This is a genomic window from Acinetobacter sp. 1566109 (genome assembly GCF_000582255.1).
In the GTDB taxonomy this organism is placed as follows: Bacteria; Pseudomonadota; Gammaproteobacteria; order Pseudomonadales; family Moraxellaceae; genus Acinetobacter; species Acinetobacter nosocomialis.
In genome coordinates this window covers 59,251-84,651 of record NZ_JEYB01000004.1, presented here as the reverse complement: position 1 = coordinate 84,651, position 25,401 = coordinate 59,251, and the positions used below count along the sequence as shown (strand labels likewise).

At 39.7% G+C, this 25,401-nt stretch carries 24 protein-coding genes and 1 riboswitch; of the genes, 11 read left to right on the top strand and 13 right to left on the bottom strand.

Annotated elements, in window-relative coordinates; genetic code table 11:
- Positions 1 to 312: 312 nt before the first annotated feature.
- The 3 genes from J582_RS07830 to J582_RS07820 all read left to right on the top strand — a co-directional run bounded on the left by J582_RS07830 (position 313) and on the right by J582_RS07820 (position 2,686).
- Positions 313 to 963 (top strand): peroxiredoxin, encoded by a 651-nt coding sequence (locus J582_RS07830; RefSeq protein ID WP_032047687.1) that lies wholly within the window; start codon positions 313 to 315, stop codon positions 961 to 963.
- Positions 964 to 1,298: 335 nt separating this feature from the next.
- Positions 1,299 to 2,111 (top strand): MBL fold metallo-hydrolase, encoded by an 813-nt coding sequence (locus J582_RS07825; RefSeq protein WP_176563846.1) that lies wholly within the window; start codon positions 1,299 to 1,301, stop codon positions 2,109 to 2,111.
- Positions 2,108 to 2,686: a dual specificity protein phosphatase family protein gene (locus J582_RS07820; protein WP_004885318.1), complete on the top strand. Its 579-nt coding sequence runs from the start codon at positions 2,108 to 2,110 to the stop codon at positions 2,684 to 2,686. Before J582_RS07825 ends, J582_RS07820 begins: the two co-directional genes overlap by 4 nt.
- A gap of 28 nt (positions 2,687 to 2,714) precedes the next feature.
- On the opposite strand, the gene J582_RS07815 is transcribed toward J582_RS07820, so the two are convergent.
- From J582_RS07815 to J582_RS07795, 5 genes are all read right to left on the bottom strand, one after another.
- Entirely contained in the window at positions 2,715 to 3,776 is a 1,062-nt protein-coding gene (locus J582_RS07815; RefSeq protein ID WP_032047686.1) for an SPOR domain-containing protein, read from the bottom strand.
- Positions 3,767 to 5,053, bottom strand: coding sequence for a bifunctional tetrahydrofolate synthase/dihydrofolate synthase (gene folC / locus J582_RS07810; protein WP_032047684.1), 1,287 nt, complete (start codon positions 5,051 to 5,053; stop codon positions 3,767 to 3,769). The genes J582_RS07815 and folC overlap by 10 nt, the downstream gene beginning before the upstream one ends.
- Positions 5,050 to 5,946: an acetyl-CoA carboxylase, carboxyltransferase subunit beta gene (gene accD / locus J582_RS07805; RefSeq protein ID WP_002051365.1), complete on the bottom strand. Its 897-nt coding sequence runs from the start codon at positions 5,944 to 5,946 to the stop codon at positions 5,050 to 5,052. Before accD ends, folC begins: the two co-directional genes overlap by 4 nt.
- The gene (gene trpA / locus J582_RS07800) at positions 5,943 to 6,746 is read right to left on the bottom strand and encodes a tryptophan synthase subunit alpha (RefSeq protein WP_002051145.1); all 804 of its coding nucleotides are present in this window, start codon (positions 6,744 to 6,746) and stop codon (positions 5,943 to 5,945) included. Before trpA ends, accD begins: the two co-directional genes overlap by 4 nt.
- A gap of 244 nt (positions 6,747 to 6,990) precedes the next feature.
- Positions 6,991 to 8,040, bottom strand: coding sequence for an AraC family transcriptional regulator (locus J582_RS07795; RefSeq protein ID WP_032047683.1), 1,050 nt, complete (start codon positions 8,038 to 8,040; stop codon positions 6,991 to 6,993).
- A 121-nt stretch (positions 8,041 to 8,161) separates the two neighbouring features.
- Here J582_RS07795 and J582_RS07790 point away from each other — a divergent pair, with 121 nt between their 5' ends.
- On the top strand, positions 8,162 to 9,037 hold the full coding sequence (locus tag J582_RS07790; RefSeq protein WP_032047682.1) for a metal-dependent hydrolase: 876 nt from the start codon (positions 8,162 to 8,164) through the stop codon (positions 9,035 to 9,037).
- Positions 9,038 to 9,045: 8 nt separating this feature from the next.
- Here J582_RS07790 and J582_RS07785 read toward each other — a convergent pair whose 3' ends face one another.
- From J582_RS07785 to J582_RS07765, 5 genes are all read right to left on the bottom strand, one after another.
- A complete protein-coding gene (locus J582_RS07785; RefSeq protein WP_032047681.1) occupies positions 9,046 to 10,041 on the bottom strand; it encodes a DUF2804 domain-containing protein in 996 nt (331 codons plus the stop codon).
- 267 nt (positions 10,042 to 10,308) lie between these two features.
- Positions 10,309 to 10,521: a hypothetical protein gene (locus J582_RS07780; RefSeq protein ID WP_002051387.1), complete on the bottom strand. Its 213-nt coding sequence runs from the start codon at positions 10,519 to 10,521 to the stop codon at positions 10,309 to 10,311.
- 152 nt (positions 10,522 to 10,673) lie between these two features.
- Positions 10,674 to 11,183 (bottom strand): DUF1543 domain-containing protein, encoded by a 510-nt coding sequence (locus tag J582_RS07775; RefSeq protein WP_032047680.1) that lies wholly within the window; start codon positions 11,181 to 11,183, stop codon positions 10,674 to 10,676.
- Between the two features lie 10 nt (positions 11,184 to 11,193).
- Positions 11,194 to 12,423 (bottom strand): tryptophan synthase subunit beta, encoded by a 1,230-nt coding sequence (trpB, locus tag J582_RS07770; protein WP_004711992.1) that lies wholly within the window; start codon positions 12,421 to 12,423, stop codon positions 11,194 to 11,196.
- Complete coding sequence (locus tag J582_RS07765) at positions 12,407 to 13,066, bottom strand: phosphoribosylanthranilate isomerase (protein ID WP_004711989.1); 660 nt, start codon at positions 13,064 to 13,066, stop codon at positions 12,407 to 12,409. The genes trpB and J582_RS07765 overlap by 17 nt, the downstream gene beginning before the upstream one ends.
- Before the next feature lie 126 nt (positions 13,067 to 13,192).
- A riboswitch (cobalamin riboswitch) is annotated at positions 13,193 to 13,400 on the top strand.
- A 23-nt stretch (positions 13,401 to 13,423) separates the two neighbouring features.
- Between J582_RS07765 and J582_RS07760 the strand changes: the two genes are divergently transcribed.
- The 3 genes from J582_RS07760 to J582_RS07750 all read left to right on the top strand — a co-directional run bounded on the left by J582_RS07760 (position 13,424) and on the right by J582_RS07750 (position 16,736).
- Positions 13,424 to 15,274 (top strand): TonB-dependent receptor plug domain-containing protein, encoded by a 1,851-nt coding sequence (locus J582_RS07760; protein ID WP_081404818.1) that lies wholly within the window; start codon positions 13,424 to 13,426, stop codon positions 15,272 to 15,274.
- A 96-nt stretch (positions 15,275 to 15,370) separates the two neighbouring features.
- Positions 15,371 to 15,949, top strand: a complete 579-nt coding sequence (locus J582_RS07755; protein WP_031981617.1) for a cob(I)yrinic acid a,c-diamide adenosyltransferase — start codon at positions 15,371 to 15,373, stop codon at positions 15,947 to 15,949.
- A gap of 73 nt (positions 15,950 to 16,022) precedes the next feature.
- Positions 16,023 to 16,736, top strand: coding sequence for a glycerophosphodiester phosphodiesterase (locus J582_RS07750; RefSeq protein ID WP_002051567.1), 714 nt, complete (start codon positions 16,023 to 16,025; stop codon positions 16,734 to 16,736).
- A 27-nt stretch (positions 16,737 to 16,763) separates the two neighbouring features.
- On the opposite strand, the gene J582_RS07745 is transcribed toward J582_RS07750, so the two are convergent.
- Positions 16,764 to 17,294 carry an META domain-containing protein gene (locus J582_RS07745; RefSeq protein WP_031981615.1) on the bottom strand — a complete coding sequence of 177 codons (531 nt, stop codon included), beginning with the start codon at positions 17,292 to 17,294 and terminating at the stop codon, positions 16,764 to 16,766.
- Between the two features lie 208 nt (positions 17,295 to 17,502).
- Between J582_RS07745 and J582_RS07740 the strand changes: the two genes are divergently transcribed.
- The gene (locus J582_RS07740) at positions 17,503 to 18,675 is read left to right on the top strand and encodes an acyl-CoA desaturase (protein WP_002051241.1); all 1,173 of its coding nucleotides are present in this window, start codon (positions 17,503 to 17,505) and stop codon (positions 18,673 to 18,675) included.
- A 113-nt stretch (positions 18,676 to 18,788) separates the two neighbouring features.
- Positions 18,789 to 20,231 carry a protein adenylyltransferase SelO gene (locus J582_RS07735; protein ID WP_032047679.1) on the top strand — a complete coding sequence of 481 codons (1,443 nt, stop codon included), beginning with the start codon at positions 18,789 to 18,791 and terminating at the stop codon, positions 20,229 to 20,231.
- 63 nt (positions 20,232 to 20,294) lie between these two features.
- On the opposite strand, the gene J582_RS07730 is transcribed toward J582_RS07735, so the two are convergent.
- Positions 20,295 to 20,981 carry a response regulator gene (locus J582_RS07730; protein ID WP_002051374.1) on the bottom strand — a complete coding sequence of 229 codons (687 nt, stop codon included), beginning with the start codon at positions 20,979 to 20,981 and terminating at the stop codon, positions 20,295 to 20,297.
- 19 nt (positions 20,982 to 21,000) lie between these two features.
- A complete protein-coding gene (gene baeS, locus J582_RS07725; protein ID WP_031944210.1) occupies positions 21,001 to 22,662 on the bottom strand; it encodes a sensor histidine kinase efflux regulator BaeS in 1,662 nt (553 codons plus the stop codon).
- A gap of 131 nt (positions 22,663 to 22,793) precedes the next feature.
- Between baeS and J582_RS07720 the strand changes: the two genes are divergently transcribed.
- Both J582_RS07720 and J582_RS07715 read left to right on the top strand, forming a co-directional pair.
- A complete protein-coding gene (locus J582_RS07720) occupies positions 22,794 to 23,171 on the top strand; it encodes a hypothetical protein (RefSeq protein WP_004711976.1) in 378 nt (125 codons plus the stop codon).
- A 291-nt stretch (positions 23,172 to 23,462) separates the two neighbouring features.
- Positions 23,463 to 25,265 (top strand): acyl-CoA dehydrogenase C-terminal domain-containing protein, encoded by a 1,803-nt coding sequence (locus tag J582_RS07715; protein WP_004711974.1) that lies wholly within the window; start codon positions 23,463 to 23,465, stop codon positions 25,263 to 25,265.
- Positions 25,266 to 25,401: the final 136 nt, after the last annotated feature.

Here is a 25,401-nt window from a genome sequence, read left to right as displayed (position 1 = left end):
CAAAACCCATAAAAAAAATCTGATAGTTAGATAAACGGTTTTACCCTTTATCTAAGCCCCTTTAATGCATCTGGCACCTAAAACTCAACATTAACGCTTATCTATTGAACACAACTTCCGAGAAATCTAATTTAGCAAATTTATCTTAAAGTTACATTGATTCAGGCCATAAATTAACGAGTTTTAGTCATATATATTTACACTTATATAAAAATTTCATAATAAAATACAAAAACAATAATTTTAATAATAAATAAATTGCGGCATAGTCATTTCAACATATAACAAATTTTAAGCAACTGAGGAAAGATCATGACATTACGATTAGGAGACACTGCCCCTGATTTTCAACAAGAATCAAGCGAAGGCACAATTAGTTTTTATGATTTTTTAGGTGATAGTTGGGGTATTTTATTTTCACATCCCGCTGACTATACCCCTGTATGTACAACAGAATTAGGCTATACAGCGAAATTAAAAGATGAATTTGAAAAACGTAATGTTAAAGCGATTGCCCTATCTGTAGATGACGTTGAGTCGCATAAAGGCTGGATTAATGACATTAATGAAACTCAAAATACTACAGTTAATTTTCCAATTATTGCCGACAAAGACCGCAAAGTATCTGAGCTCTATGGTTTTATTCATCCAAATGCTAGTGAAACGCTTACAGTTCGCTCTTTAGTCATTATTGATCCGAACAAAAAAGTTCGTTTAATTATTACTTACCCTGCTTCGACTGGTCGTAACTTTAACGAAGTCTTACGTGTAGTAGATTCATTACAATTAACCGACAAGCATAAAGTAGCTACTCCAGCGAACTGGCAACAAGGCGAAGATGTTGTGATTGTTCCTTCTTTGAAAGATGAAGAAGAAATTAAACAACGTTTCCCTAAAGGCTATACTGCGGTGAAACCTTATTTACGTCTCACACCACAGCCTGAAAGCAATAAAACCGACTAAAGGTTTTACTGCTTGCAAGGCAAGCAAAGCGCGTAGGCAAACACTTGAAAAGTTGGCTGCAAGACAAACGCAGTGCGTAGGCAAGCGTCTGAAAGGTTCCCTGCAAAACAAGCGAAGCGCATAGGTAGACATTTGAAAAGTTGCCTAAAAAACCAATAAAGCGCGTAATCAATAATGAGAAAAAGCAAAGAAAACTAACTAAAGCTCATAAACGAATGTTTCCATCTCCAAGCCATCTCAACCGATGGCTTTTTTTTTGCATTATTGAATACACATGGTTTTTACTGTCGAGATCAGTTATAACTCCCAAGGAGTTTGTGCAAAAAACAAAAATCATGATCCATAAAATTCATCATTTGAAATGCGGCAGTATGTGTCCTGTCTGCGCACCTTTATTTGGGCAGAAAGGCTGGAAAGCTGACGTTGTATGCCATTGTCTTTTGGTCGAAACTGATCGAGGCCTTGTGCTCATTGATACCGGATTTGGTCTGCAAGACTATTTACACATGCAACAGCGCCTTGGCTCTTTAGTCAAACGTTTGGGGAAAATTGAGCCGAATCTTGAATTCAGCGCGATTCAGCAAATACAAAAATTAGGATTTCATCCTAAAGATGTACAGCACATCTTTGTGACTCACCTCGACTTTGACCATGCAGGTGGCATTTCGGATTTTCCTCATGCCACAGTTCATGTATTAGCCGCTGAATATAATGCTGCACAATTACCTAATTTTAAAGGTAAGCTTCGTTATAGAACTAATCAATATAATCATCATCGATACTGGAATTTTGTTGAATATCAGCAGGGTGAAAAATGGTTTAATCTTGAAAAAGTCAAAGGTTTCCCGTTATTCCAAGATGAAATTTTAATGGTGCCATTATTAGGCCATTCCGCAGGACATTGTGGTATTGCCATCAAACAGCAAAATCAGTGGTTATTGTTCTGCGGAGATGCTTACTACTCACACCTAGAGTTAAATCCTAAAAATAAATTAAGATCGCTGACCCTTCTGGAAAAAACATTTGCAGAAGATAATGAAAAGCGTCTTGTTAACCTGAAAAAAATACAGCATTTGGCTCAACATGAGCCAACGATTGAAATTATTTGTGCCCATGATCCTCACGAGCTTCGACGGTATCAAACATGAAAAAACTCTCCCTCATTGCTTTTGTTCTGTGTTTAAACCTACAAGGATGTATGCAACATGAAAGCATTGCACATGAGCATAGACCCAAAGATTGGGGAACTTTAGTTTCTCAAACCCATAATTTCTATCAAGTGAGTAATGATGTTTTTCGTAGCGAACAACCAAATGCAGCAATGATTCCCGAGTTAAAGCACCATCAAATTGGAACTATTATTAATTTAAGAGCTAAAGACTCAGATGAATTAGTATTTAAAAATGAAAATTTTAATCTTGTTCACATTCCTATCGACACATGGGCTATTAACAGACAAGATCTATTAGAAGTCATGCAGCAAATTAAAATTGCCAAACAAAATCACCAACGTGTTTTATTACACTGTTACCATGGTTCAGACCGTACCGGCGCCAGCGTTGCAATGTACCGAATTATTTTTGAAGATTGGACAATTGATGATGCTGTTAAAGAAATGAAACAAGGTGGATATGGTTACCATATTATTTGGAAAAATATTGACCGTTTATTCACCCCTGAAAATGTAAAATGGATTCAACAACAATTGTCGAATCCATCTTAACTAGATCTTGAATAAACTTATGATCAGATTAGCGCTGATCTAATGGCACCCAATCAATCACCCAAGCTGACTTCATGTTTAAACTGGAGTCAGAGGTAATTTTCTTACGAGCTGCATCTGCAGTATCACGGTCTTTTGCTGGACCAACCATAATACGAATACCTTTACTGGTTGGGCTTGTCGTGACCTTATAACCTTTAGCGCGTAGTTTAGAAACAACAGCATCTGCATTTGCCTGATTAGCAGCCAATGCAACCTGTACCATCCATTTCTTATCGCCATTTTCAAGCAATTCACGCGCTTTCTCAGCTTCAGCTTTTTTCTCTGCTTCAGCTTTATGTTTAGCTTCTGCTGTTTTCTTTTCTGCTTCAGCATGTTTCTTAGCTTCAGCTTTCTTTTCCGCCTCAGCTTGATGTTTAGCTTCTTCAGCCTTTTTCTCAGCTTCAGCCTTATGCTTTTTAGCTTCAGCAGCTTTCTTTTCTGCCTCGGCTTGTTTCTTAGCTTCTGCTGCTTTTTTATCAGCTTCGGCCTGACGCTTTGCCTCAGCGGCTTTTTTGTCGGCTTCTGCTTGCTTCTTCGCTTCAGCAGCTTTTTTATCTGCATCTGCTTTAGCTGTATCTACTGGCTTTTTTGTATCAGTCAGCTGTCCTTTTGTCTTACCTTCACCACCTGCAACTTCAGGAGGGATATTATCTGAACTTTCCTGCGCAGCAGCACGGCGTGCATTAATCGCAGCATATTCTGCAGCGGCTTTACGCGCTGCATCTGCTTCTGCTTGTTGTTGCATTGCCAAGAACTGAGCAGCACGAGCTTCTTGTTCCGCGACAGCTTTTTCACGGGAACGGCGTTGTTCTTCCAGAAGACGTTTCTCTGTTTCCACATCTACTGCAAGCGGCTGTAGCTGTACCATCTGCCCTTCTTGTGCGGATGGCTTTGGCTTAGCTTGTGGCTTCGGTGATGTAGAGGTTTGTGGTTCAGCGCCCACATGTTTTATTTCTTCATTTCCTTTTAGAAGTAATGCTGCCAATAAAACACCACCACCTAATAAAACAACGCCACCCATCCAGCGTTGTTTGTTATTCATTGACATTCTTCCAAATACTCCCAAATCGCTTCTAAAGTATGAAACGAACCACAGGCTAAAATCAGCTGATTGTTATTTGTCTGCTCAAGCGCTGATTTAAAAGCCTCTTTGATATTGCCAAATTGTTGTATTGTCTGGCCTTGTAGGGCGTCATTCAATTGCTGAATCGGTGCAGCACGCGGCACATTCAACTCAGCAATTTTCCAATGTAAAACAGTAGGTTTCAATAAATCGACTACTGATTTTATATCTTTATCTGCCAGCATTGAAAATACTGCGACAACTTCTGTGTACTGTTTATTGTATTCTAAGAAATTTCGCAATTGCTTTAACAAAAATTCAACACCATGTGGATTGTGTCCAGCATCGAAAATTATGGTTTTTCCATTGACTTGACGCACTTCAAAGCGTCCTGCCAAGCGAGCATTTCCAATGCCCTTCTCTAGCGCCGATTGTGAGATTTCAAGTCCGCTATTTAAGACAGCAGCAACTGCTCCTGCAATATTTTCAATTGCAAGTGACCCTAATGGCAGTTTTAAAGTAGTTCCTTCACTTGCAAAATACCAGTGTTTTCCATCATTTGCGAGTTTATAGAAATAGTCTCTGTTAATCGCATATAGTGTCGCTTTTGAACTATTGGCTTTATCTTGAATGGCTTGAGGTAAAACTTGCTCACCTGCAAAAATGACTGGAATATCAGGGCGAATGATACCTGCTTTTTCAAAAGCAATTTTCTCGATGGTATCGCCTAACCAGTCAGTGTGGTCAAGACCAATATTGGTGATCACAGCAATATTAGGGTCAATGACATTGACGACATCCAGACGTCCGCCTAAACCGACTTCAAGCACCCATACATCGCATTGTTGCTGTTTAAAAATGACAAAAGCAGCCAAAGTGGTTGCTTCAAAAAACGATAAGCTTAAATCGCAATCGCGACGAGCCTGATCAACTTGTACAAAAGCATCAATCAGGCTTTGATCATCAACCTCGACTCCACCTAATTTGACTCGTTCATTAAACCGATAGATATGCGGCGATTGATACAACCCAACTTTATAACCTTGTGCTTTTAATATAGACGCAAGTGTTGTTGTAGTTGAACCTTTCCCGTTTGTTCCGGCAACAGTGAAAACTTTAGCAGTGGGTTTTGTCACTCCTAATTTTTCTGCTACGGGAATAACACGTTCCAGACCAAGATCGATCCCTGTAACGTGAACATGGCTCCAATAATTGAGCCATGTATCTAAAGAGTCTGTTGAAAGTGGAGCTTGTTGTTTCAAGGTAAGTTCATCAATTTCGATACAAGTCGAGATACAGTATCACGTAAAGCATGACGATGAACAATCTGATCGATTACACCATGATCAAGCAAATATTCAGCACGTTGGAACGGTTCTTCCAATGTTTCACGTACAGTTTGCTCAATTACACGTTTACCAGCAAAGCCGATCATTGCTTTAGGTTCTGCAATATGGATATCGCCCAACATTGCTAAAGAAGCAGTTACACCACCATAAACTGGGTGTGTTAACACTACGATATAAGGTAAACCTGCATCTTTTAATTTTTGAATTGCAGCAGAAGTACGCGCCATTTGCATAAGTGACAACATACCTTCTTGCATGCGTGCACCACCAGAAGCTGCAAAGCAAATTAAAGGTTGGCGTTTTTCAATTGCAAGCTCAGCCGCCTTAACAAAACGGTCACCTACTACAGTACCCATTGAGCCACCCATAAAGTCGAACTCAAAAGCACATGCAATCATGTCTACGCCATTTAAGTTTCCTTGCATAGCAATGAGAGCTTCCGTTTCACCAGTTTTAGTTTGCGCTTCACGCATACGTTCCGGATACGGTTTGCTATCGACAAACTTTAAAGGATCTTTCGCGCTAAATTCTTGACCTAATTCAGCTACAACATTGTCGAAGAACCAGTTTAAGCGATCGCGAGCTTTCATTTTTAAGTGTTCGTCACACTGTGGACATACATACGCATTGAAAGATATAGCTGTACGTGTCACTAAAGCATGACATTCAGGGCACTCAATAGTCGGCTCAGTAAATGTTGCTTTGAGAGTCTGTTGCTCATCTGCAACTTCAATACCTGGAACTGGACGCTGTGTCCATGGCGTCGAAGGGCTAAGAACTTTCCCTGATTTCACTTCTTGATTCATACTAACTCATCGAGCGCTGCTCGAAGCTCCTTGACTTTATTCACCGTCTGTTCAACAGCTTCATCAGCTGTTAACGTTGCAAAAGATTTAACGAAAGCACTACCTACAATCACGGCATCTGCAACGCTACCCATCGCTTTCGCTGATGCAGCATCACTAATTCCGAAACCAACGCCAACAGGAACGTTAGTTATACTTTTGATTTTTTCAATACGCGCAGCCGCTTCAGAAGTATCTAAAGTCGCTGCACCTGTTACACCCTTAAGTGAAACATAGTAGATAAAACCGCTTGCCTGATTTGCTACGTGTTGAATACGTTGATCAGTTGAAGTTGGTGCAAGTAAGAAAATTTGGTCCATATCATGCTGTTTTAAGATCGCACCAAATTCTTTTGACTCTTCTGGTGGTAAATCCACAAGTAATAAGCCATCTACACCACATTGTTTCGCATAAGAAACAAACTTCTCATAACCAATCACTTCAACAGGATTGAGATAACCCATCAAAACAACAGGTGTTTCCTGATCCTGTTCACGAAACTCTTTTACCATGTTCAATGCATCTAAGGTGTTCGTCCCTGCCGCAAGCGCGCGTTCCGCAGCAAGCGCAATAACCGGACCATCAGCCATCGGGTCTGAAAATGGTAAACCAAGCTCAAGAACGTCTACTCCTGCCGCAACCATTTTATGAAGTAACGGAACTGTTACTTGTGGCTGTGGATCACCCGCCATGACATAAGATACAAGCGCTTTACGTTGTTGGGACTGCAGCTTTTCAAAACGGGTGGCAAGACGTGACATAGGGTTGTGCTTTCCTTGAATTATTTAAAATTGAGGAGTTGTTTGTAGAAATACAAGAACACCGCATTTTAACGCTATTTTTTGCTCATTGAACAGGCCTAACGTTATGGCGATATTCGATTGTATGATTCATACAACCCATGGCGTACATTTATCAATATTTTGAAACTTTTCTCAATGATCAAAGCTTCCTATTTTTGAGCCATTATTCGTTTGCAATGTGAATAAAAAATCATCAAAAAATCTATTTCTCTGTATTTTTATGGGTGAGTTGCAATTGCTTTTTACGAGTTAATAATGTTTGCCCTGTTAAATTTTTATGTGCCCTCGCAAGTGCAGACTGATCGGAATAACCCAACTGGTCAGCAATCGCAGTAAGACTTTCATTTTGACTTAACAATATCTCGCAGTGCTTCATACGCTCAGTATCTAAAATTAATTTAAATGAAGTGTTTAATGCCTGTAGTTGACGCTGCAAGCTTCGTACTGAAACATTAAGTTCGATGGCAATATCTTCTATTTTTGGAGCCTGCTGCTTATGCTTTAAATATTCTTGTACGATCCAATGTATTTGCTGAACTAAATCGGTATGTATTTTCCGTTGAACCAATGCTTCTTCAGCTTGTTTTACTAAAAGCTGCACTAAAGTCGGGTCTGCATGCTGGGGGCGAACATTTAAACTTTCACTTGCAAAAGTTAATGCATAGTACGGTCGGTCAAATGACAATTTGCACTGAAAGAAGCGTTGATAAAGAACCAATGGCCCCCGAGGTCGGTGTACAAATTCGACATGTTGTAAAAGAAAATCATGTAAGGGAGCAATCTCTTTAGCAAGCTGTACCATTGCGGCTAAGGTTAACTCACTAAGCACAATATTACTGTCATCAACCAAAGGCCAATACAAGCGAATTTTGGAAGCATCTTGCTCGATTTGTATGGGTACAACTTGCTCCCCATCTATTACTAGGCGATGAAATTTAGCAATATATTTAACCACTTGACCTAAGGTATCACTTCTGGAGGCCATATAACCCAGCACGCCAAAATTGGCAGGTGTAATACAGGCTGCCATTTCTAAAGCCAAATTGGTCACTTGTAATCGAGATTCGGTTAGTTCTAAAAGCTCAGTAAAAAGATGTAAGGAGGACTGAGCATCAATAGAGGCAGATAAAATATTTTGTATTTGCCGAGTTTGAGTGTCATTTAAATTGAGTGACTGCCATGCTATTCCCTCTTCTTTTAAATACGTATTCCAAAGATAAAAGTATCCATTTGAGATCGTAAACTCTTGCATGGCGTTTCCTTTTTTTACTGCCATCTTGTCGCAAACTGTATAAAAATTGGCGATAACTGTCAAAACAAAGCCGACCATTCACGGCATACTAATGAAAAGCTTAGTTGCGAGAAATACAAAGATGAACGCACATGTTTCTTATCAGGTCGAGCCAGTGGTTCGCAAAGATCTAGATTTTCATTTAAACGAAGCACCACGCTTTTGGTTTAATAACGATCCTTTTTTGACTCGCATGTTTGATGCACTCAGCTTAACCTTTCCCGACGGAGAGCGTTACTTCATTGAATGTGTGCGAATGTTCCGTGACAAAATTGATGATCCGGAACTACAAAAGCGAGTTGCAGATTTTATTAAACAAGAAGCTCAACATGGTATTGCCCATGACAAAATGAATCAGCTCATGAAAGAACAAGGTATGCCTGTGGATGAGTTCACAAGCACACTTAAAAAAATTTTCCGTTTTGAGCTCACCAAACGTTCACCACAATACAATATTGCAATGACGGCCGCGGCTGAACATTTAACAGCATTAATGGCAGAAACCTTTTATAGCAATAAAAAAACCTTGGAAAATGCTCATCCTTACGTTCGCGCATTATTTGCATGGCATGCTATCGAAGAAATGGAGCATCGTGATGTGGCATTTGATGTCATGAGACAGGTGGGTGAAGTTCCAGAGTCAACCCGTCGCTTTGTACTTGTTTTAACAACTGTACTCATGTTTGGTTTTACCCTCTATAGAACCAACATCATGTTGAAATGTGATGGGTTTAGCCCTAAAGAAAGGTTATCGATGACACTCAAAGGAATACCTTGGTTCTTTGGCAAAAATGGCACATTAACAGCTATGAAAAAGCAATATCTGGACTGGTTTAAAAAAGATTTTCACCCAAGCCAACATCCAGTTATTCGTCAGTACCCTGTTTGGATTGAGACTTTAGAAAAAACAAATGACCCTATCGCAGCGGGTGAGGCATTTTGGCAAGCAGGTTTATAACCTGCTTGTTACCATTTTGCATAATGTTGTTCTAATAGACCGTATTGCTCATTACAAGTAATCGTATCAATTGCCTCGTCTTCAATAGTGCCAGTAATTTTAGCTTGCCACTGGTTGAATTGGCTGCCAATCATTCTTAAATTTATATTTTCGTATCGGCACCAACCAATATGCACTTCTAGATTAAGTTTTTGATCTAAAGAGCTAATTTTCCATTTTTCATCATTTATTTTTTCGAACAAAACATCAGTGAGTGGAAATAAAACCCCATTTACCCATAAACAGTTTTCATTACCAAAACTTTCATTGACCCCAGAAGCCAAATTCAACCCAATACGTCGCCCCTGTTCATCCCAACAATTACATGAAAGCCAGAACCACGCTGTCTCGGGACGTAAAAATCCACAAGTATCATCAAGCGATGCAAATGTCTTTTCATCAAATTGTATAAGTTGATTCTGTTTATTCATGAACATTCCCTCTACAGCTAAAGTGGTCTGCTTTTGGGTATATGTCCAACCATTGATACCTGTTGGGGTACACAAACTTAAAATATCTGTTCCAGCACAAAAAATACGGGCACTCAGGCAAATTTCCCCATATTTAGTTACCCGAATATATCGCACACCATTAGCATGTTGAATATCTAGTTGATAAGGCGATTTAGAAAAATAACTTTGATTAAATAATGGCTGCTCATCAAGATGAGTTTTATGACCTAAAGGTTGAATGGCGTTCCACTCAATGACTTGTTCCGTTTCATGATCAAAAATATAGAAAAAACCATGTCCAACCCAACCAATATCTGCAATGGCTAGACCAATACTGTAGTGTTTATGCTGAATGCCACAGAATTTAAATTTTTTATACTTTAATTGCTTACGCCAGCCCTTTAAAACCTTACCATAAGGCGTTTTATAGATATAACGTTGTACATGAATAGTCGACGGTACAGATTCAAAACGCCCATAACGAGGCTGTCCATTTTCTTGAATTAAATCCATTATTTATTATCCGTTGATTTCCTGTTCATCTATTGACTAATAATAGACTGATCACTGACCAGTTGGCTACTTATCTGTTTTGGTCTTCAAATGACTTTTATTTAGCCATAAAAAAAGAGCATATTGATATGCTCTTTTTTCTGATATTCACTTAAATCTATATACGATAACTTAAACTCTTTGAGGGTCTATTTCAGTAGCTATGACCCACTCCATCAACAAAATCAAATTCAACTCTCGATTTAAGTGTAATTCAATTTCTAAAAGTTAAGCATCATCGTCACTTGCCTGTTCTGGCTCTGATTCTTGCTCGTTACTGTCCTGATTTTCCAATTTTTTCTCAGCGATTTTTGCTGCTTCATAGCCAGCAAAAGCACCAGCTGCTTTTTCTAGAAAACCTGCATCTGGATCTAATTTATCGACGCCTTGTTCCGCGATAATTGCACCAGCAATTTTACCTACTTCATCTAGAAGACCCATTTTGATTACTCCAAAGAGCTTATGTTGAGCTTCTAGTCTAAGCAGATGAATTGTAAATAGTGGTACAAAAAAGTTGCGATTTGAGCGAGCTATACATGAGATCAGCAACTTTTTATATTTTATTTTTGCCTTTAAGCTTTTTTTAAGAACAGTTAAAGAAGTAAATAAGTATTTTCCCAACGTGTTGGATTGAACTCACCTTGCACTAACTGTATATAACGACCCGCAATATGGTCAATAGGAATACAATCATCAATATCCACTACACGGTCAGTGTGTGGTTTATGCCACTCTTGATCTATAAACTGTTTACCTAATTGTTTTGCACTTACCGCATTAGATGCAACAACTAAATGATAACTATGCAACTCACCAAAAGCTTGGGGTGTATATCCACCCAGATTAATCAAATATAACTTTAGATCTAAAGCTGATGGGGCTGCATCGGTAAACTGGATTTGATAGTTCTGCCCTTGAGAGCTAACCCCTGAAAGCTTGGCCCAAGCATCGATATGCAACCCTTGAGCCTCACCAAACCAAGCCTGTTTAAGTTGAGGGTAAACTTCTTCTAAAGTATCCCCTACAGCCATAACGATGTCATGGACTTCTGTATTGGCACGCACATGACGGCCACCCAACATTACCATAAACAAACTTGGCATTTTTTTCCTCTTACATCTCAACCATTTCTACGCCATCAATGCGTGCAACTGTCATTAAATCTTTATCGCCACGGCCTGAAACAGTCGCAATAATAATCTGATCTTTAGACATGGTTGGTGCAAGCTTAGATACATATGCCATAGCATGTGAGCTTTCAAGCGCAGGAATAATCCCTTCGATTTTGGTTAAGTCACGGAAACCTTGCAGCGCCTCCGTATCATTAATTGGCACGTATTCTACGCGCTTCATATCTTTTAAGAAGCTATGTTCAGGACCCACACCCGGATAGTCCAAACCTGCCGAGATACTATGTGTCTCGATAATTTGGCCTTGTGCATCACTCATGAGGTAAGTACGGTTACCATGCAATACGCCCACATGACCTGCATTTAAAGGCGCGGAGTGTTTACCAGTTTCAATACCGAAGCCAGCAGCCTCAACACCATACATTTTCACATTGGCATCGTTTAAGAACGGATAGAACAAGCCCATTGCATTTGAACCACCACCTACACATGCAACTAATGCATCTGGTAAGCGACCTGCTTGCTCCAAAATCTGTTTACGTGCTTCACGGCCAATAATCGACTGGAAATCACGAACGAGTTGAGGATAAGGATGCGGACCTGCAACTGTACCAATGACATAGTAAGTCGTATCAACGTTAGTTACCCAGTCACGCATTGCTTCATTCATGGCATCTTTAAGCGTTTTAGAGCCACTTTGTACAGGTACAACTGTTGCACCCAACAAACGCATACGGTAAACGTTCATGGCTTGACGTTTAACGTCTTCAGCACCCATATATACAACACACTCAAGACCTAAACGTGCTGCAATTGTTGCTGTTGCCACGCCATGCTGGCCTGCACCTGTCTCGGCAATAATACGTTTTTTACCAGAAAGCTTTGCAAGTAGTGCTTGACCAATCGTGTTGTTTACCTTGTGTGAGCCTGTATGGTTCAAGTCTTCACGTTTAAGGTAAATTTGCGCACCACCTAACTCTTTTGACCATCGCTCAGCATAATAAAGTGGACTAGGACGACCTACATAGTAGGCGAGGTCACGGTCGAATTCTGCCAGAAACTGTTCATCATTTTTCATGCGGGAATAGAGATTTTCTAAATCTTCTAATGCCGCCATTAAAGTTTCTGACACAAAACGTCCGCCATGGATACCGAAATGCCCATTTGCATCTGGGAATTGGGTATAGTCAATCACATTATTTTGCTGATCCACGTTGGACTCCTTGCATAAATCTTTCAATGAGTTGTTGGTCTTTTATACCTTTTGCGGACTCTACGCCTCCGCTCACATCTACTGCAAAAGCACCGGTAGTATGAATAGCGTCAATGACATTGTCAGGGGTTAAACCACCTGCCAAAATTAATGGAATATCAAGTTTCGGGAATTTAGACCAGTCAAACTGATGTCCTGTGCCCCCTTTAAGCTCAGGATGCCATGCATCGAGCAATACAGCACTGGCACCAGCTGCCTGATATTTTTGAATTTCAGCAACTACATCCAGATCAGGTTTAACCTGAATTGCTTTATACCAACGACGTTTACAATGGCGAGCGATGTCTTGGCATTGTTCTGGAGTTTCATCGCCATGTAGTTGTAATACATCTAGGGGAACACAATCAAGTACATCCTGAATTTCAGTGGCACTTGCATTAACAAACAAACCAACCATTTGTACATAAGGTGGAATAAGTTTTGCCAATTCTTCTGCCTGTTCAACTGTTACGTTTCTTGGACTTGGCGGAAAAAAAACAAAACCTATCGCATCTGCTCCAGCTGTGACCACTGCTTGAACATCTTGCTTACGAGTAATTCCACAAATTTTTGCTCGAGTACGCTTTTGGTTTGATGGGCTCATGATCTGCCTAAACTACAACCATTTTTTAAAATAAGCGTCATTGTAATGCAATTTTAGTCCCTTGCGTAAAAGTTCTCCGGGAATTGCTCGAAATGACATTGTAGGAAGCAATTCAGCACTTTATACTGCGTTCAAATGGAAGCAAGTGTAAGCAATTGATGCTTTAGGGAAGCTGGTGAAAGTCCGGCACTGCCCCCGCAACGGTAACAATGTAAAGCATATTTTTTAAGTCGAGATCGACTTACACCACTGCAGTGATGTGGGAAGGTGAATATGTCCATAAATGAATTATGGCGCTGAAGTCCGGAGACCTGCTTGTTTCATCTATCTACCCGATCATTCACGTGGGGTGAATGTATGGAGCATGTTATGTCTAAGTCTTTTCAACCTACTCGTCTGGTAGGTGCTATCGCTATTGCGATGGGGTGTTCGCCTATTATTTTTGCTGAAGATACAACAAACGCAACTCAGCTTGATCCAATTGTGGTAACTGCTTCTAAAAGTGCTGAAAAAGCAAGTGAAGTTCCGGCTCGTATTTCCGTGATTGATGAAAAAACCATTGAGCAGAATCCATTATTAAACGTTTCAGATATTATTCAACGTGACCCATCCATCTATGTAAAACAAAGCGGTGGTCTAGGTCAGATTTCTGAAATTTCGCTTCGTGGTACTAAATCAGTTCATACATTGGTTCTTAAAGATGGCGCTCGTTTAAATAGTCAAAATGAACTTGGTCCACTATATCCCGCATTTTTAGATACAACAGATGTTCAACAAATTGAAATATTAAAAGGTCCAGCATCAGTTCAGTATGGAAGTGATGCTATTGGCGGTGTAGTTCAGTTAATTTCTAAAAAACCTGAGAAAACAGGTGCTGAACTAACGGGTATTTATGGTGAAAATAATACCTATAAGACTATTGTTAATGCCAATCTTGTAAGTGATCAAGGTTTCTATGCACAACTAGGTGGTCAGCGCTTAGAAAGTGATGGAACACGTATTTTTGAAAGCCAACCAGAAAATGAAAAGGCTGGATATGATCAAAAAGGTTATCACGCTAAAGTGGGCTTCTTTCAAGAAAACTTAATAGATGCTTCTGCTTCAATTAGTGAAAATAAAGGCACTAATATTTTCAGTAATGATTACATAACCAACACAGCACAGCGTCTATTCGAAAATCGAGTTATCAACACAAAAGTTGCTTATAATATTTTGCCTGATATCATCATCAATGCACACTATGCAAATGTCCAAGATAAACAAAATGTCCCTGCTTACGACTCATATTACAATACTGAAAACAATGAAAGCGATCTAAACCTGAAATGGAAATTTACTCCAAATCAGAACATTTTGGTTGGTGCAACATATAACGATGCAAATTATAAAAGTAATACCATTCTTAACTCAGATAAGAGTGTAAATAGCACGGGATATTATTTACAGCATCAACTAAAGAATGATCTTTTTGACACCCAAGTTGGCGTTCGTTTAGAAGATAACCAGCGCTTTGGTACTCATACTGTTGGACAAGGTGCTATCCGCTATCACTTCTTACCTAATGCTAGTGTATATGCAAATATCGGTAGTGCTTTCAGGGCTCCGACCTTGAATGAACTATATTCACAATGGGGGGGTAATGAAAACTTAGCGCCAGAAAAAAGTACTTCTTATGAAATGGGTGTGAACTATGATCTTACTTCCAATGTGAGTACTAATTTTTCTGTTTATCATACAAAAATTAAAGATCTTATTGCCTACAATGCAGGCACTAATACAAATATAGCTAAGGCGAACTTTACTGGTGGCGAAGCTGGAGTAAAGTGGCATCAAGATGATCTGTTCTTATCTACTGAATATGCTTACGTAAAAACAGAAAATGAAAAAGACAATACAGAAATTGCTTATCGCCCTCGCCAGACTCTCACTGTAAGCACAGGGCTAGAAAATGCAGTGTATGGAATTAGTGCTTCGTTAATCGCTAGAGCTAAATCTTATGCAGATTCTGCGAACTCTATACGAGTACCAGGTTACGCAACAGTAGACTTAAATGCTTATTGGAACGTTATTCCTAACGTAAAATTATTTACCAATATTCAAAACGTAGGTGATGTTCAATATCGTGAAGTATTAAATACATATCCTTCAAATGACTGGTATGTTAATACAGGCCGCCAAGCTTCTGTTGGTGTAACTTTCCGCTATTAATTTTTCACCCTCATTATAAAAATATTTTCTTAACTCCAGTTTCGGGGTAATGTTCTGACCGACATTATCCCCTTTTTTATGTTCAGGATATCCATCATGGGACACCGTTTAAGCAAAATCTATACACGCACAGGCGATTCAGGTACCACAGGTTTAGGCGATGGCTCTCGTGTTGCCAAAGATGATTTACGAATTGCGGCACTTGGTGATGTCGATGAATTGAACGCCATTATTGGTGTACTGCGTGCACAAATCACAGCCAGCCAAGTGACTAATAAAGCAGAATGGGACAAAAGCCTGAGCTTGATCCAACATTGGCTTTTTGACTTAGGCGGCGAAGTTTGTATTCCCAATTACAATTTGCTTCAGCCCATTTGTATTGAATTTCTGGAAAAAGAAATTGATCGTATGAATGAAGATTTGCCTATGCTGAAAGAGTTTGTTCTGCCATCTGGCTCTTTATCTTGCAGTTACGCTCATCAAGCGCGTGCTGTTTGCCGTCGTGCAGAACGGTCACTTATGTCGGTACAGACTCGTGACCAAAATATTCAAGCCACAGCACTCCAACTTTTAAACCGCCTATCTGACTGGTTATTTGTCGCATCTCGTGCTTTACAACGTGCAGAAGGTGGACAAGAAGTCCTTTGGCAAAAAAATATTAATGAGATTATTTAAAAATAGGCTAATTTAAGTATGGTCTCTGCTTTTGAAGAGACCATAACCAACAATAACTGAATAGAAGAAAATTATGCGCATTATTGGTCATCGTGGTGCACGCCGAGAAGCCCCCGAAAATACATTAGGCGGTTTTCAGCACATAAAAAATTTAGGTATTCGTGGTGTCGAATTTGATATTCGCCAGCTTCAGGACCAAGAACTGGTCGTTATTCATGATGATAATTTTTTACGTACAGCTGGAGTCGACCAAATTGTTGAGCAATCTACTTTGGCTCAAGCTTTATCATTTGATCATCGACAAAACTGGCCCAATTGGCCAAATTCAGAGCCAACCCCTACTCTTACAGGCGTTTTAAATTTACTTGATAACTTTGATCATATTGAAGTTGAGGTTAAAGCTGTCAGAGATATGGCATTTGCAGAAAAGTTAGTTCAAAAGCTTGAGTCTGAATTACAGGGGTATGAAAAAGTCGTGACTATTACAAGTTTCGATCTTCAAATTCTAACTGCCTTACGTGATATCAACTCTCAATTTAAACGCGGTTTGTTAGTTGAACTTCCGGTTGGAGCTACAGCGATTGAACTCGCTCATCAATTTGGTTGCTGTCATATTGGTTGGTATGACCAGCTTGCTACAGATGAAATGATTCAATTGTCTCACCAAGCAGGTTTAAACATTAGTGTCTGGACAGTAAATGATGTAGAAAGAGCGAAAAGGCTCCGCGATTTAGATATTCAGGGCTTAATTACAGATATTCCTACAACAATGCTCGAAACGCTTTAAATGAAAAAAGGTGGTATTAACCACCTTTTATTTTTTCTCGGCCTGAATCAGGCGTTGTCCATTCTGATCAAGTAAATATAGGGTATTACCTGCTAACTGGAAGCGTTGAATACGTTGTAAGGAATCAACTAGTTCTGCTTCTTGAGCCAAAGCACCATCACAACTTGAATGTCCCGCATTAACTTCCATATCAAGTTTCTTTTGGTTGAAATCAAAAGTGTATCGTCCAAAAATACGGTTACATCCGGTATGGCCGGTTACAGTTTTGACTGCTGAGTTCAGTGAAAGAGTCGGCCATTGGTTAAAGAATTTTGCCTTATGACCATTAATCTGAGTGATTTGCCAATCAATATCTTGAACACCTTCCGGGCTCACTTTCTTTTTAACTACCGGAGTTTGTGCATGGTGTATGGGTTTTACATGGCCTTTTTGAACATTTTGTTGCGGCGCGCTTTGACATGCTGCCAATACAAGGCTGATTGCGATGAAAAGACATTTCAATGGCAATTTTCCTGCAATATCAATGCTATTCTTTTTTCTCAATCGCTGTATTTTCATTACCCAACTTCTCCTATCTGAAATGTTGCCAAGCATGGTTTAATTCTGTTACGGTTCTTTCGATACATCTGTACAATAATGTTAGTGATTCTCACTATGCACGTGCTAATATGGTGTGCAAAATAGCAATAAATCTTGATGATTGGTTTTGCTATGTCGTTTTGTCTTTTTACCTTGTATGACAAGGTTTCTAGGAGCGCTGCCGGATATGACTTCCGCCCCACTCAAGGCCCCAATTAACTGGACCGCTAGCATTACCTTAATTGGTTTACCAATTCTTGCTGCAATCATAATCCCGATTTACGCGTATTATTATGATTTTAGTGTAAGCGCATGGGTAAGCTTATTTTTTCTTTTAGCTTTAAGTAGCATGGGGATTACTGCTGGTTATCACCGTCTTTGGGCACATCGTGCTTATGAAGCGTCGTTACCTCTTAAAATTCTTTTAATGATTGGCGGCACATTTGCTGTACAAAACAGTATTCTGTTTTGGGCATCTGGTCACCGTACCCATCATCGCCATGTTGACGATGTGGATGAAGATCCATATTCAATTGAACGTGGATTCTGGTATGCCCATATGGGTTGGATGATTCGCGATCATTCTCCATCTGAGCCAGACTTTAAAAATGCGCCTGATTTACTCAATGACAAACTGGTGATGTTCCAGCATAAATACTATGCTTTACTTGTCGTAGCAGTTCACGTTGGTATTTTAGGTTTAGTCGGCTGGGCAACTGGCGATTTATGGGGAGTTGTTCTTCTCGGTGGTTTAGTACGTTTAATCATTAGCCATCAAGTAACTTTCTTCATTAACTCTCTTTGCCATATGTTTGGTAAACGTCCTTATACCGATGAAAACTCAGCACGCGATAACTTCTGGTTAGCGATTGCAACATGGGGCGAGGGTTATCACAACTATCACCATATTTTCCAATACGATTATCGTAATGGTGTGAAATGGTGGCAATATGACCCAACTAAATGGCTAATTTGGACATGTTCTAAGATTGGTTTAGCAAAAAACCTACGTCGTATTCCAAGCTTTAATATTAAAAAAGCAGAATTGGCAATGAAGTTTAAATATGCTGAACAGGATCTTGCGATTTATGGTCACGATGTAAATGCCGACATTAGTCAAATGAAGCAACGTATTGCTCAAGAATATGAAGCATTTACGCATACTTTAAATGACTGGGCGAAACTCAAAGAACAAGAGTTACAAGCAAAGAAAGCAGCAATGGCTGAAAAGATTCATAAAATGGATCATAAGTTAAAAGTTGATTTCCAATTGCTTGAACATCGTTTGAGTCACCACCGTGAGTGTTTAGAAACTTTAATGCGCAACATAAAAAAGAACACAAACGTCGTACCAGACTAATACGAGTCTAGTTCGAAATAGCGCCTGTAAAGCCATGCTTTGCAGGCGCTATTTTTTTGGCTCGTTTTTAACTATGGTATAGTGAAGTTCGCCTCAAATATTTAGTCCAGCCTATGCAATTCAATCCACTTTATTCATCACTCAATCCAAAGCTTTTTCATATACAACAGCCTTCTCCTCTGCGTGGTGCGAAAGCTGGTCACTTCAATTTAGCTTTAGCCGAAGAGCTACAATGGACGGATGAAGAAAAAGAGGCATGGGTAGAAATTTGCAGTGGTCAGCGGACTTTCTCAGAGTTTCCACCTTTAGCAATGGTTTATGCAGGCCATCAATTTGGACAATGGGCAGGTCAGCTAGGCGACGGACGCGGTTTACTCATTGGACAAATTCTGAATAAAAAAGGTCAAACCATCGATTTGCATTTGAAGGGTGCAGGCCCTACCCCTTATTCACGCATGGGAGATGGCCGAGCAGTTTTACGTTCAGTTATTCGCGAATATTTAGCAGGTCATGCCTTAAATGCTCTAGGAGTCGCCTCGAGTCATGCAGTTGGTTTTACAAGCTCTACCCAAGGTGTACAACGTGAAAAACTAGAACCGGGCGCGATGCTGCTTAGAACATCTGAATGCCATATTCGTTTAGGGCATTTTGAATGGATCAATCAATATGCGCCTGAGTTATTGGCCAAGTTCACTCAAAAATGCATTGAATGGCACTATCCAGAATGCCAACAAGAAGAACAGCCTATTTTAGCTTTTGCTAAAGCTGTGATTAGAAATACAGCCATTATGATTGCTAAATGGCAGCTGGTCGGTTTTGCTCACGGTGTGATGAATACCGATAACTTGAATATTACGGGCTCTACACTCGATTTTGGCCCATACGGTTTTATGGAACGTTTCCGTCCAAACTGGATTAACAACCATTCTGATTACCAAGGGCGTTATACCTATCAAAACCAGCCGAGTATTGCGCACTGGAATTTATGGACTTGGTTAAATAATCTCATTCCACTTGCTGAGCCTGAGCAAAAGGAGCAATTCAAAGAAGCGTTGGCCGCTTGTCTAGAAGAATTTGAACCCACTTTTATTGAGCATTACACCACTGGGTTATGCAAAAAAATGGGGCTTCCTCATTTTCATAAAGACAGTACTGAATGCGGCTTAAGCTTTTTACGTATTTTGCAAACAGAGCAGCTTGATTACACTCAAAGCTTTATTCGCCTTCAAAATAAAGAATATAAGGTTTTACGTGATGATTGCCTTGATATTCGACAATTTGATGCTTTCCTTACGCAATACGAAAATATTCGTGAACATCAAGATAACGATGAACTTGATGCGAACATGCAAGAAGCAAATCCGATTTATATTTTACGTAATCATATGGCACAGCGAGCGATTGAAGCAGCGGAGCGAGATGATTTTAGTGAAGTAGACCGTTTGTTTAAGTTACTCAATCATCCTTATACAAGACAACCAGATTTGGAAAAACCTGAAGACTTAGGGCCATTGCCAAGCGATGTACCTGATGTAGCAGTGAGCTGTTCGTCTTAATTTTTTATCCACATTTTCTGTGGATAACATTGTGGTTATCCACAGAATAACTTTTCTAAGCAATTATTCTTCAGGATATTCGAAGCGATACCCTACACCGTAAACAGCTTGAATCCACTCATGACGGTTACCAGTTTCCGCCACTTCCGTGATTTTTCGACGCAAGTTTTTAATATGGCTATCAATAACTCGGTCAGCAACATCAAAGCTATCCGGATTAATATGGTCTAATAATTGTGCACGTGAATAAACTTGCCCCACATGTTCTAAAAATAGCTCAAGTAGGCGAAATTCTGTCGGCGTTAAACTTAAAGATTTTTGTTGATACCAAATTCTTTGTTGGGCTTTATCGATGCGGAACGAATCATTTTGTTCTGGCTCAGCCTTACGTTCCAAACGGCGTAAAACTGCTTGTACACGGGCAACTAACTCTTTTGGACTAAAAGGTTTGCACACATAATCATCTGCTCCCATATTTAGCCCTAAAACACGGTCAATTTCTTCAGTACGTGCAGTTACCATAATAATTGGTAAGTCTGACTGTTCACGTACCTTACGGCAAATCGTTAAACCATCCATTCTTGGAACCATTAAGTCCAGAATCATTAAATTAGGTTTACGTTGTTGAAAGCTCGTATAAGCATCTTGACCATCATGAAACATGCTTACTTCGAAACCAGCAGCCTCAAGATAATCACGCACCAGATGCGCTAACTCGACTTCATCTTCAACCAACATTACATGTTTCATGGGCCATTTTTCCTTTTATTTAACTCTGCTTTTTAAAGGTAAGTACACAACGTAAACCACCTAATGGTGAGTGTTCAAAACTTAGTGTACCACCAAGCGCTTGCGCAATTTTACAAGATAAAGCTAAGCCTAGTCCTGTTCCACCTGTACTACGCGTGCGCGAATCATCTACACGATAAAAACGTTCACCTAAACGTGATAATTGCTCATCACTTAAACCAAACGGACTGTCATCGACATATAAAGTCCACTCCTGAGACGTTTGACTTGTATGAATATGAATCTTTCCACCTGTTTCGGTATAACGAATACTATTACTAATTAAATTAACAATAATTTGTTTAAAGCGATCACGGTCTAATAATAATGGAACGCCCTCACCTTCCACCTCAATTTCCAGCTCTGCCTGTTCGAGTTTAGGTCTGAAATTTTCGACTTCTTGCAGTACAACATCCCAAGGGTTGACCGAACTTAAATAGCATTTAAGTTGCTGGGCATCGGCCTGTGCCAAGTCTGCAAGATCTTGAGTGAGTTTCTTTAAACTTGAAACTTGTCGCATCATGGCATCGAGATGTTCAGGAGTCGCCTTTCGAATGCCATCTTGCATTGCCTCGATTTGCGCTTGCAATACAGCTAATGGTGTTTTTAACTCATGAGATGTATCTGCAACCCATTGACGTCGTGATTCTTCATGTTGATGTAAAATCTCGGCTAAATGATTTAGTTGAGTTGATAAGTCACCTAGTTCATCATTTCGTTTAATCACAACTTGATGCTGATAATTACCTTTAGTTAATTCATTTGTTGCATTTAATAAACGCTGAATTGGCTTTTTAAAATAAGTTGCCATTAAAAGTGCTGCAACTAAACTCGACAGCAATGTTAAGGCATAAATTAAAAGTAAATAACGCTTTTGATTACTAAAGAAATTAATACTTAAAGCATCTTCTTTATCTAGGACTGGTTTTAGTCCTAAGTACCCTACCACCTCATTGTTGACGATGATAGGACGGTACGACATTTGATCTGAAGATGGCGGTTCACCCACTACAAACTGATGTTTGGCATCATATAAGGATAAACGAGAACTTAAGCCTAAACGGTCTGGTAAAGCAATAAAGCGCTTCTTACCATTTTGTGTCTCAATATCTTTGAGACTTCCTCTTTTTGACTTGTTTTTATTGTCATCACGTGGACGAAACTGGTTAGCACTTAACGGGAATTTTAAACCTTCAAATGGTTGATATTCAGAAGGTAAGTTTTTTTCTAGTGTGCGTAACTCTTCATCGCTAAAAATAGAATTTTTATTTGGAGATGCACCATCTGGAGAAACATTAATGAGAGTGTGTTCATCGAAAGAATGCTGCTGAATGGCAATGTCATATTGGCGTCTTAACCACCACTGTGAAAGACGATCGTAATCATCTGGAGCGGCTGTTCCTTCAATTTGTAAGATTTGGGCTTGAATCGCGTTTCCCCAATCATGATAAACGTTATAAACATTTCCAAGATTGGTCATGAGCCGATCTAGCTTTTGCATTTCAACATCGGCCACATATTTGGCAAAGTTCTTTTGCATGGTCCAGTGCAGAACACTCAAACTTGCGGTTGCAATTAACAGCGTGGTAAGCAAGACCGTTAAAAATAGCCGCAATGCAATGGGAACACGTAGAACGTTCAAAAGCACTCTCTCATTTTTATCCTATATTTTGCATTGTAACCAACAACGAAAAGAAAAACTCTCCATTGTTTCTTCATCTTTATTATCTAATCTTTAAGTCATCTTAAAACAAACATTAAAGGGCTTTAAATATGAAAATGACGGCTAAAATCGCATTATTCAGTGCAGCAATTGTAACTATGGGCAGTTTGGCAGCTTGTCAATCAAACCCTCAAACGCCTAATTCAGACCATCATATGATGAAAGATGGTCCACGTGATGGTCATCACCGCATGAAACATCGTGAATTTACACCTGAGCAAAAAGCAGCGTGGGAACAGCACCGCGCAGAACGTCAAGCTCGTTTTGAACAGATTCAAAAAGCATGTGAAGGCAAGGCAAATGGTCAAGCTGTAAATGTCCAAGTTGGAGATAGAACACTTGAAGGGACTTGTAATCTTCGTTTCGAGCCAAAGCGTCCTCAACCTCCAATGAATGCTCCAGCTCCAGTAGCACCACAAGCAAAATAATTTTAAAAATACTGCAATAAAAGGCGCCTATAGGCGCCTTTTTTGTGTACATAACTATTTACGATTTTGACTATTTGTCTCATCTAAACTTCACCAAAAGTGTTTACACTCAAAGCACTTACATAGTTCAAGTATTTTTTTCTTGACTTTGCAGTCACAAAGTAAAGGCCCTGAGGTGCTTGTACAGTTATGCAAGTTGTTGCACGATGTAATGGTTCAAGGTGCCTCTTATGGCACATTATCGTAGATTAGGATTATAACTCTGGTTTCACCAGTATTGAGGAACCCGATATGCCACAATACAAAGCGCCCTTACGTGATATGCAATTTGTTTTGCATGAATTATTAAATGCTGAAGAACACTATGCAAAATTACCTGACTTTCAAGGTAACGTAAGCCGTGAATTGGTTGATCAATATTTAGAAGCTGCGGCAGACTTCTGTGAAAATGAACTTTCTCCTTTAAACCAAGTTGGCGACCGCGAGGGTTGTACTTGGAATGATGGTGTTGTTACTACACCAACAGGCTTTAAAGAAGCTTATCAAAAATACATCGAACTTGGCTTCCCGTCTTTATCAGCAGAAGAACAATACGGCGGTCAAGGTTTACCTAACTCTTTAGGTATCGCAATTTCAGAAATGGTAGGTAGCTCTAACTGGGCATGGGGTATGTACCCTGGCTTGTCTCACGGAGCAGTACGTACATTAGAACATCATGGTTCTGATGAACAAAAAAATACTTACTTACCAAACCTTGTTTCAGGTGTTTGGACAGGTACGATGTGTTTAACTGAATCTCATGCAGGTTCAGACTTAGGTATTATCCGTACTAAAGCAGAACCAAATGCAGATGGTAGCTATGCAATCTCTGGCGAGAAAATCTTTATCTCTGCTGGTGAACATGATATGGCTGAAAACATTATCCATATCGTTCTTGCTCGCCTTCCAGGTGCACCAAAAGGGACTAAAGGTATTTCGTTATTTATCGTTCCTAAGTTCAATGTCAATGCAGACGGAACGATTGGTGAGCGTAATGCAGTACGCTGTGGTTCTATTGAACACAAGATGGGTATCCATGGTAACGCAACTTGTGTCATTAACTTTGACCAAGCTAAAGGTTACTTGATCGGACCTGAAAACCGTGGTTTGAACTGTATGTTCACCTTCATGAACACAGCACGTATTGGTACTGCGGTTCAAGGTTTATCTGCATCTGAGTCATCTTTCCAAGGTGCTTTAGCTTACGCGAAAGAGCGTTTAGCAATGCGTTCACTTTCTGGTCCTAAAGCTCCGGAAAAAGAAGCAGATCCAATTATTGTTCACCCTGCTGTTCGCAACATGCTTTTAACTCAAAAAGCATTTGCTGAAGGCGGTCGTGCACTTGTTTACTTACTTGCTCAATATGCAGATATCGTTGAAAAAGGCGAAACTGAAGAAGAGCGTAAGTTTGCTGACAACATCTTGTCTTTATTGACTCCAATTGCAAAAGCATTCTTAACTGAAACAGGTTCTGAGTCTGCTAAGCACGGTGTTCAAGTCTTCGGTGGTCATGGCTTTATTTCTGAGCATGGCATGGAACAAATCGTACGTGATACACGTATTGCCTGCTTGTATGAAGGTACAACTGAAATTCAAGCACTAGACTTATTAGGCCGTAAAGTTTTACAAACTCAAGGTGCAATGCTTCGTGATTTCACTAAGATTGTTCACAAGTTTGTAGAAGCAAATAAAGACAATGCTGCCATGAAAGAATTTGTTGAGCCACTTGCTGCGCTTAACAAAGAATGGGGCGACCTCACTATGCAAATCGGTATGCGTGCAATGCAAAATCCGGATGAAGTGGGCGCTGCTGCTGTAGATTACCTCTACTTCGCTGGTTACGTGACTTTAGCTTATCTATGGGCTCGTATGGCGCTTGTAGCACAAGAGAAATTAGCAGAAGGTACAACTGACGTTGATTTCTATAACGCGAAAGTTACGACTGCTCGCTTCTACTTCAAGAAAATCTTGCCACGCGTACGTTCTCACGTAGACGTTATTGCTGGTGGTTTAGACCCATTGATGTCATTAGATGCTGAACATTTCGCTTTCTAACCATAGTTAGTTGCGATATGCAATGTTAAAAACTAAAAAAGGACTGCTCAGTTTTGACGGTCCTTTTTTTATAAGATCAGTGATAAATTTAGACTTTAAATTCAATATCCATTTCGTTTTACAGGATATCTAGCAC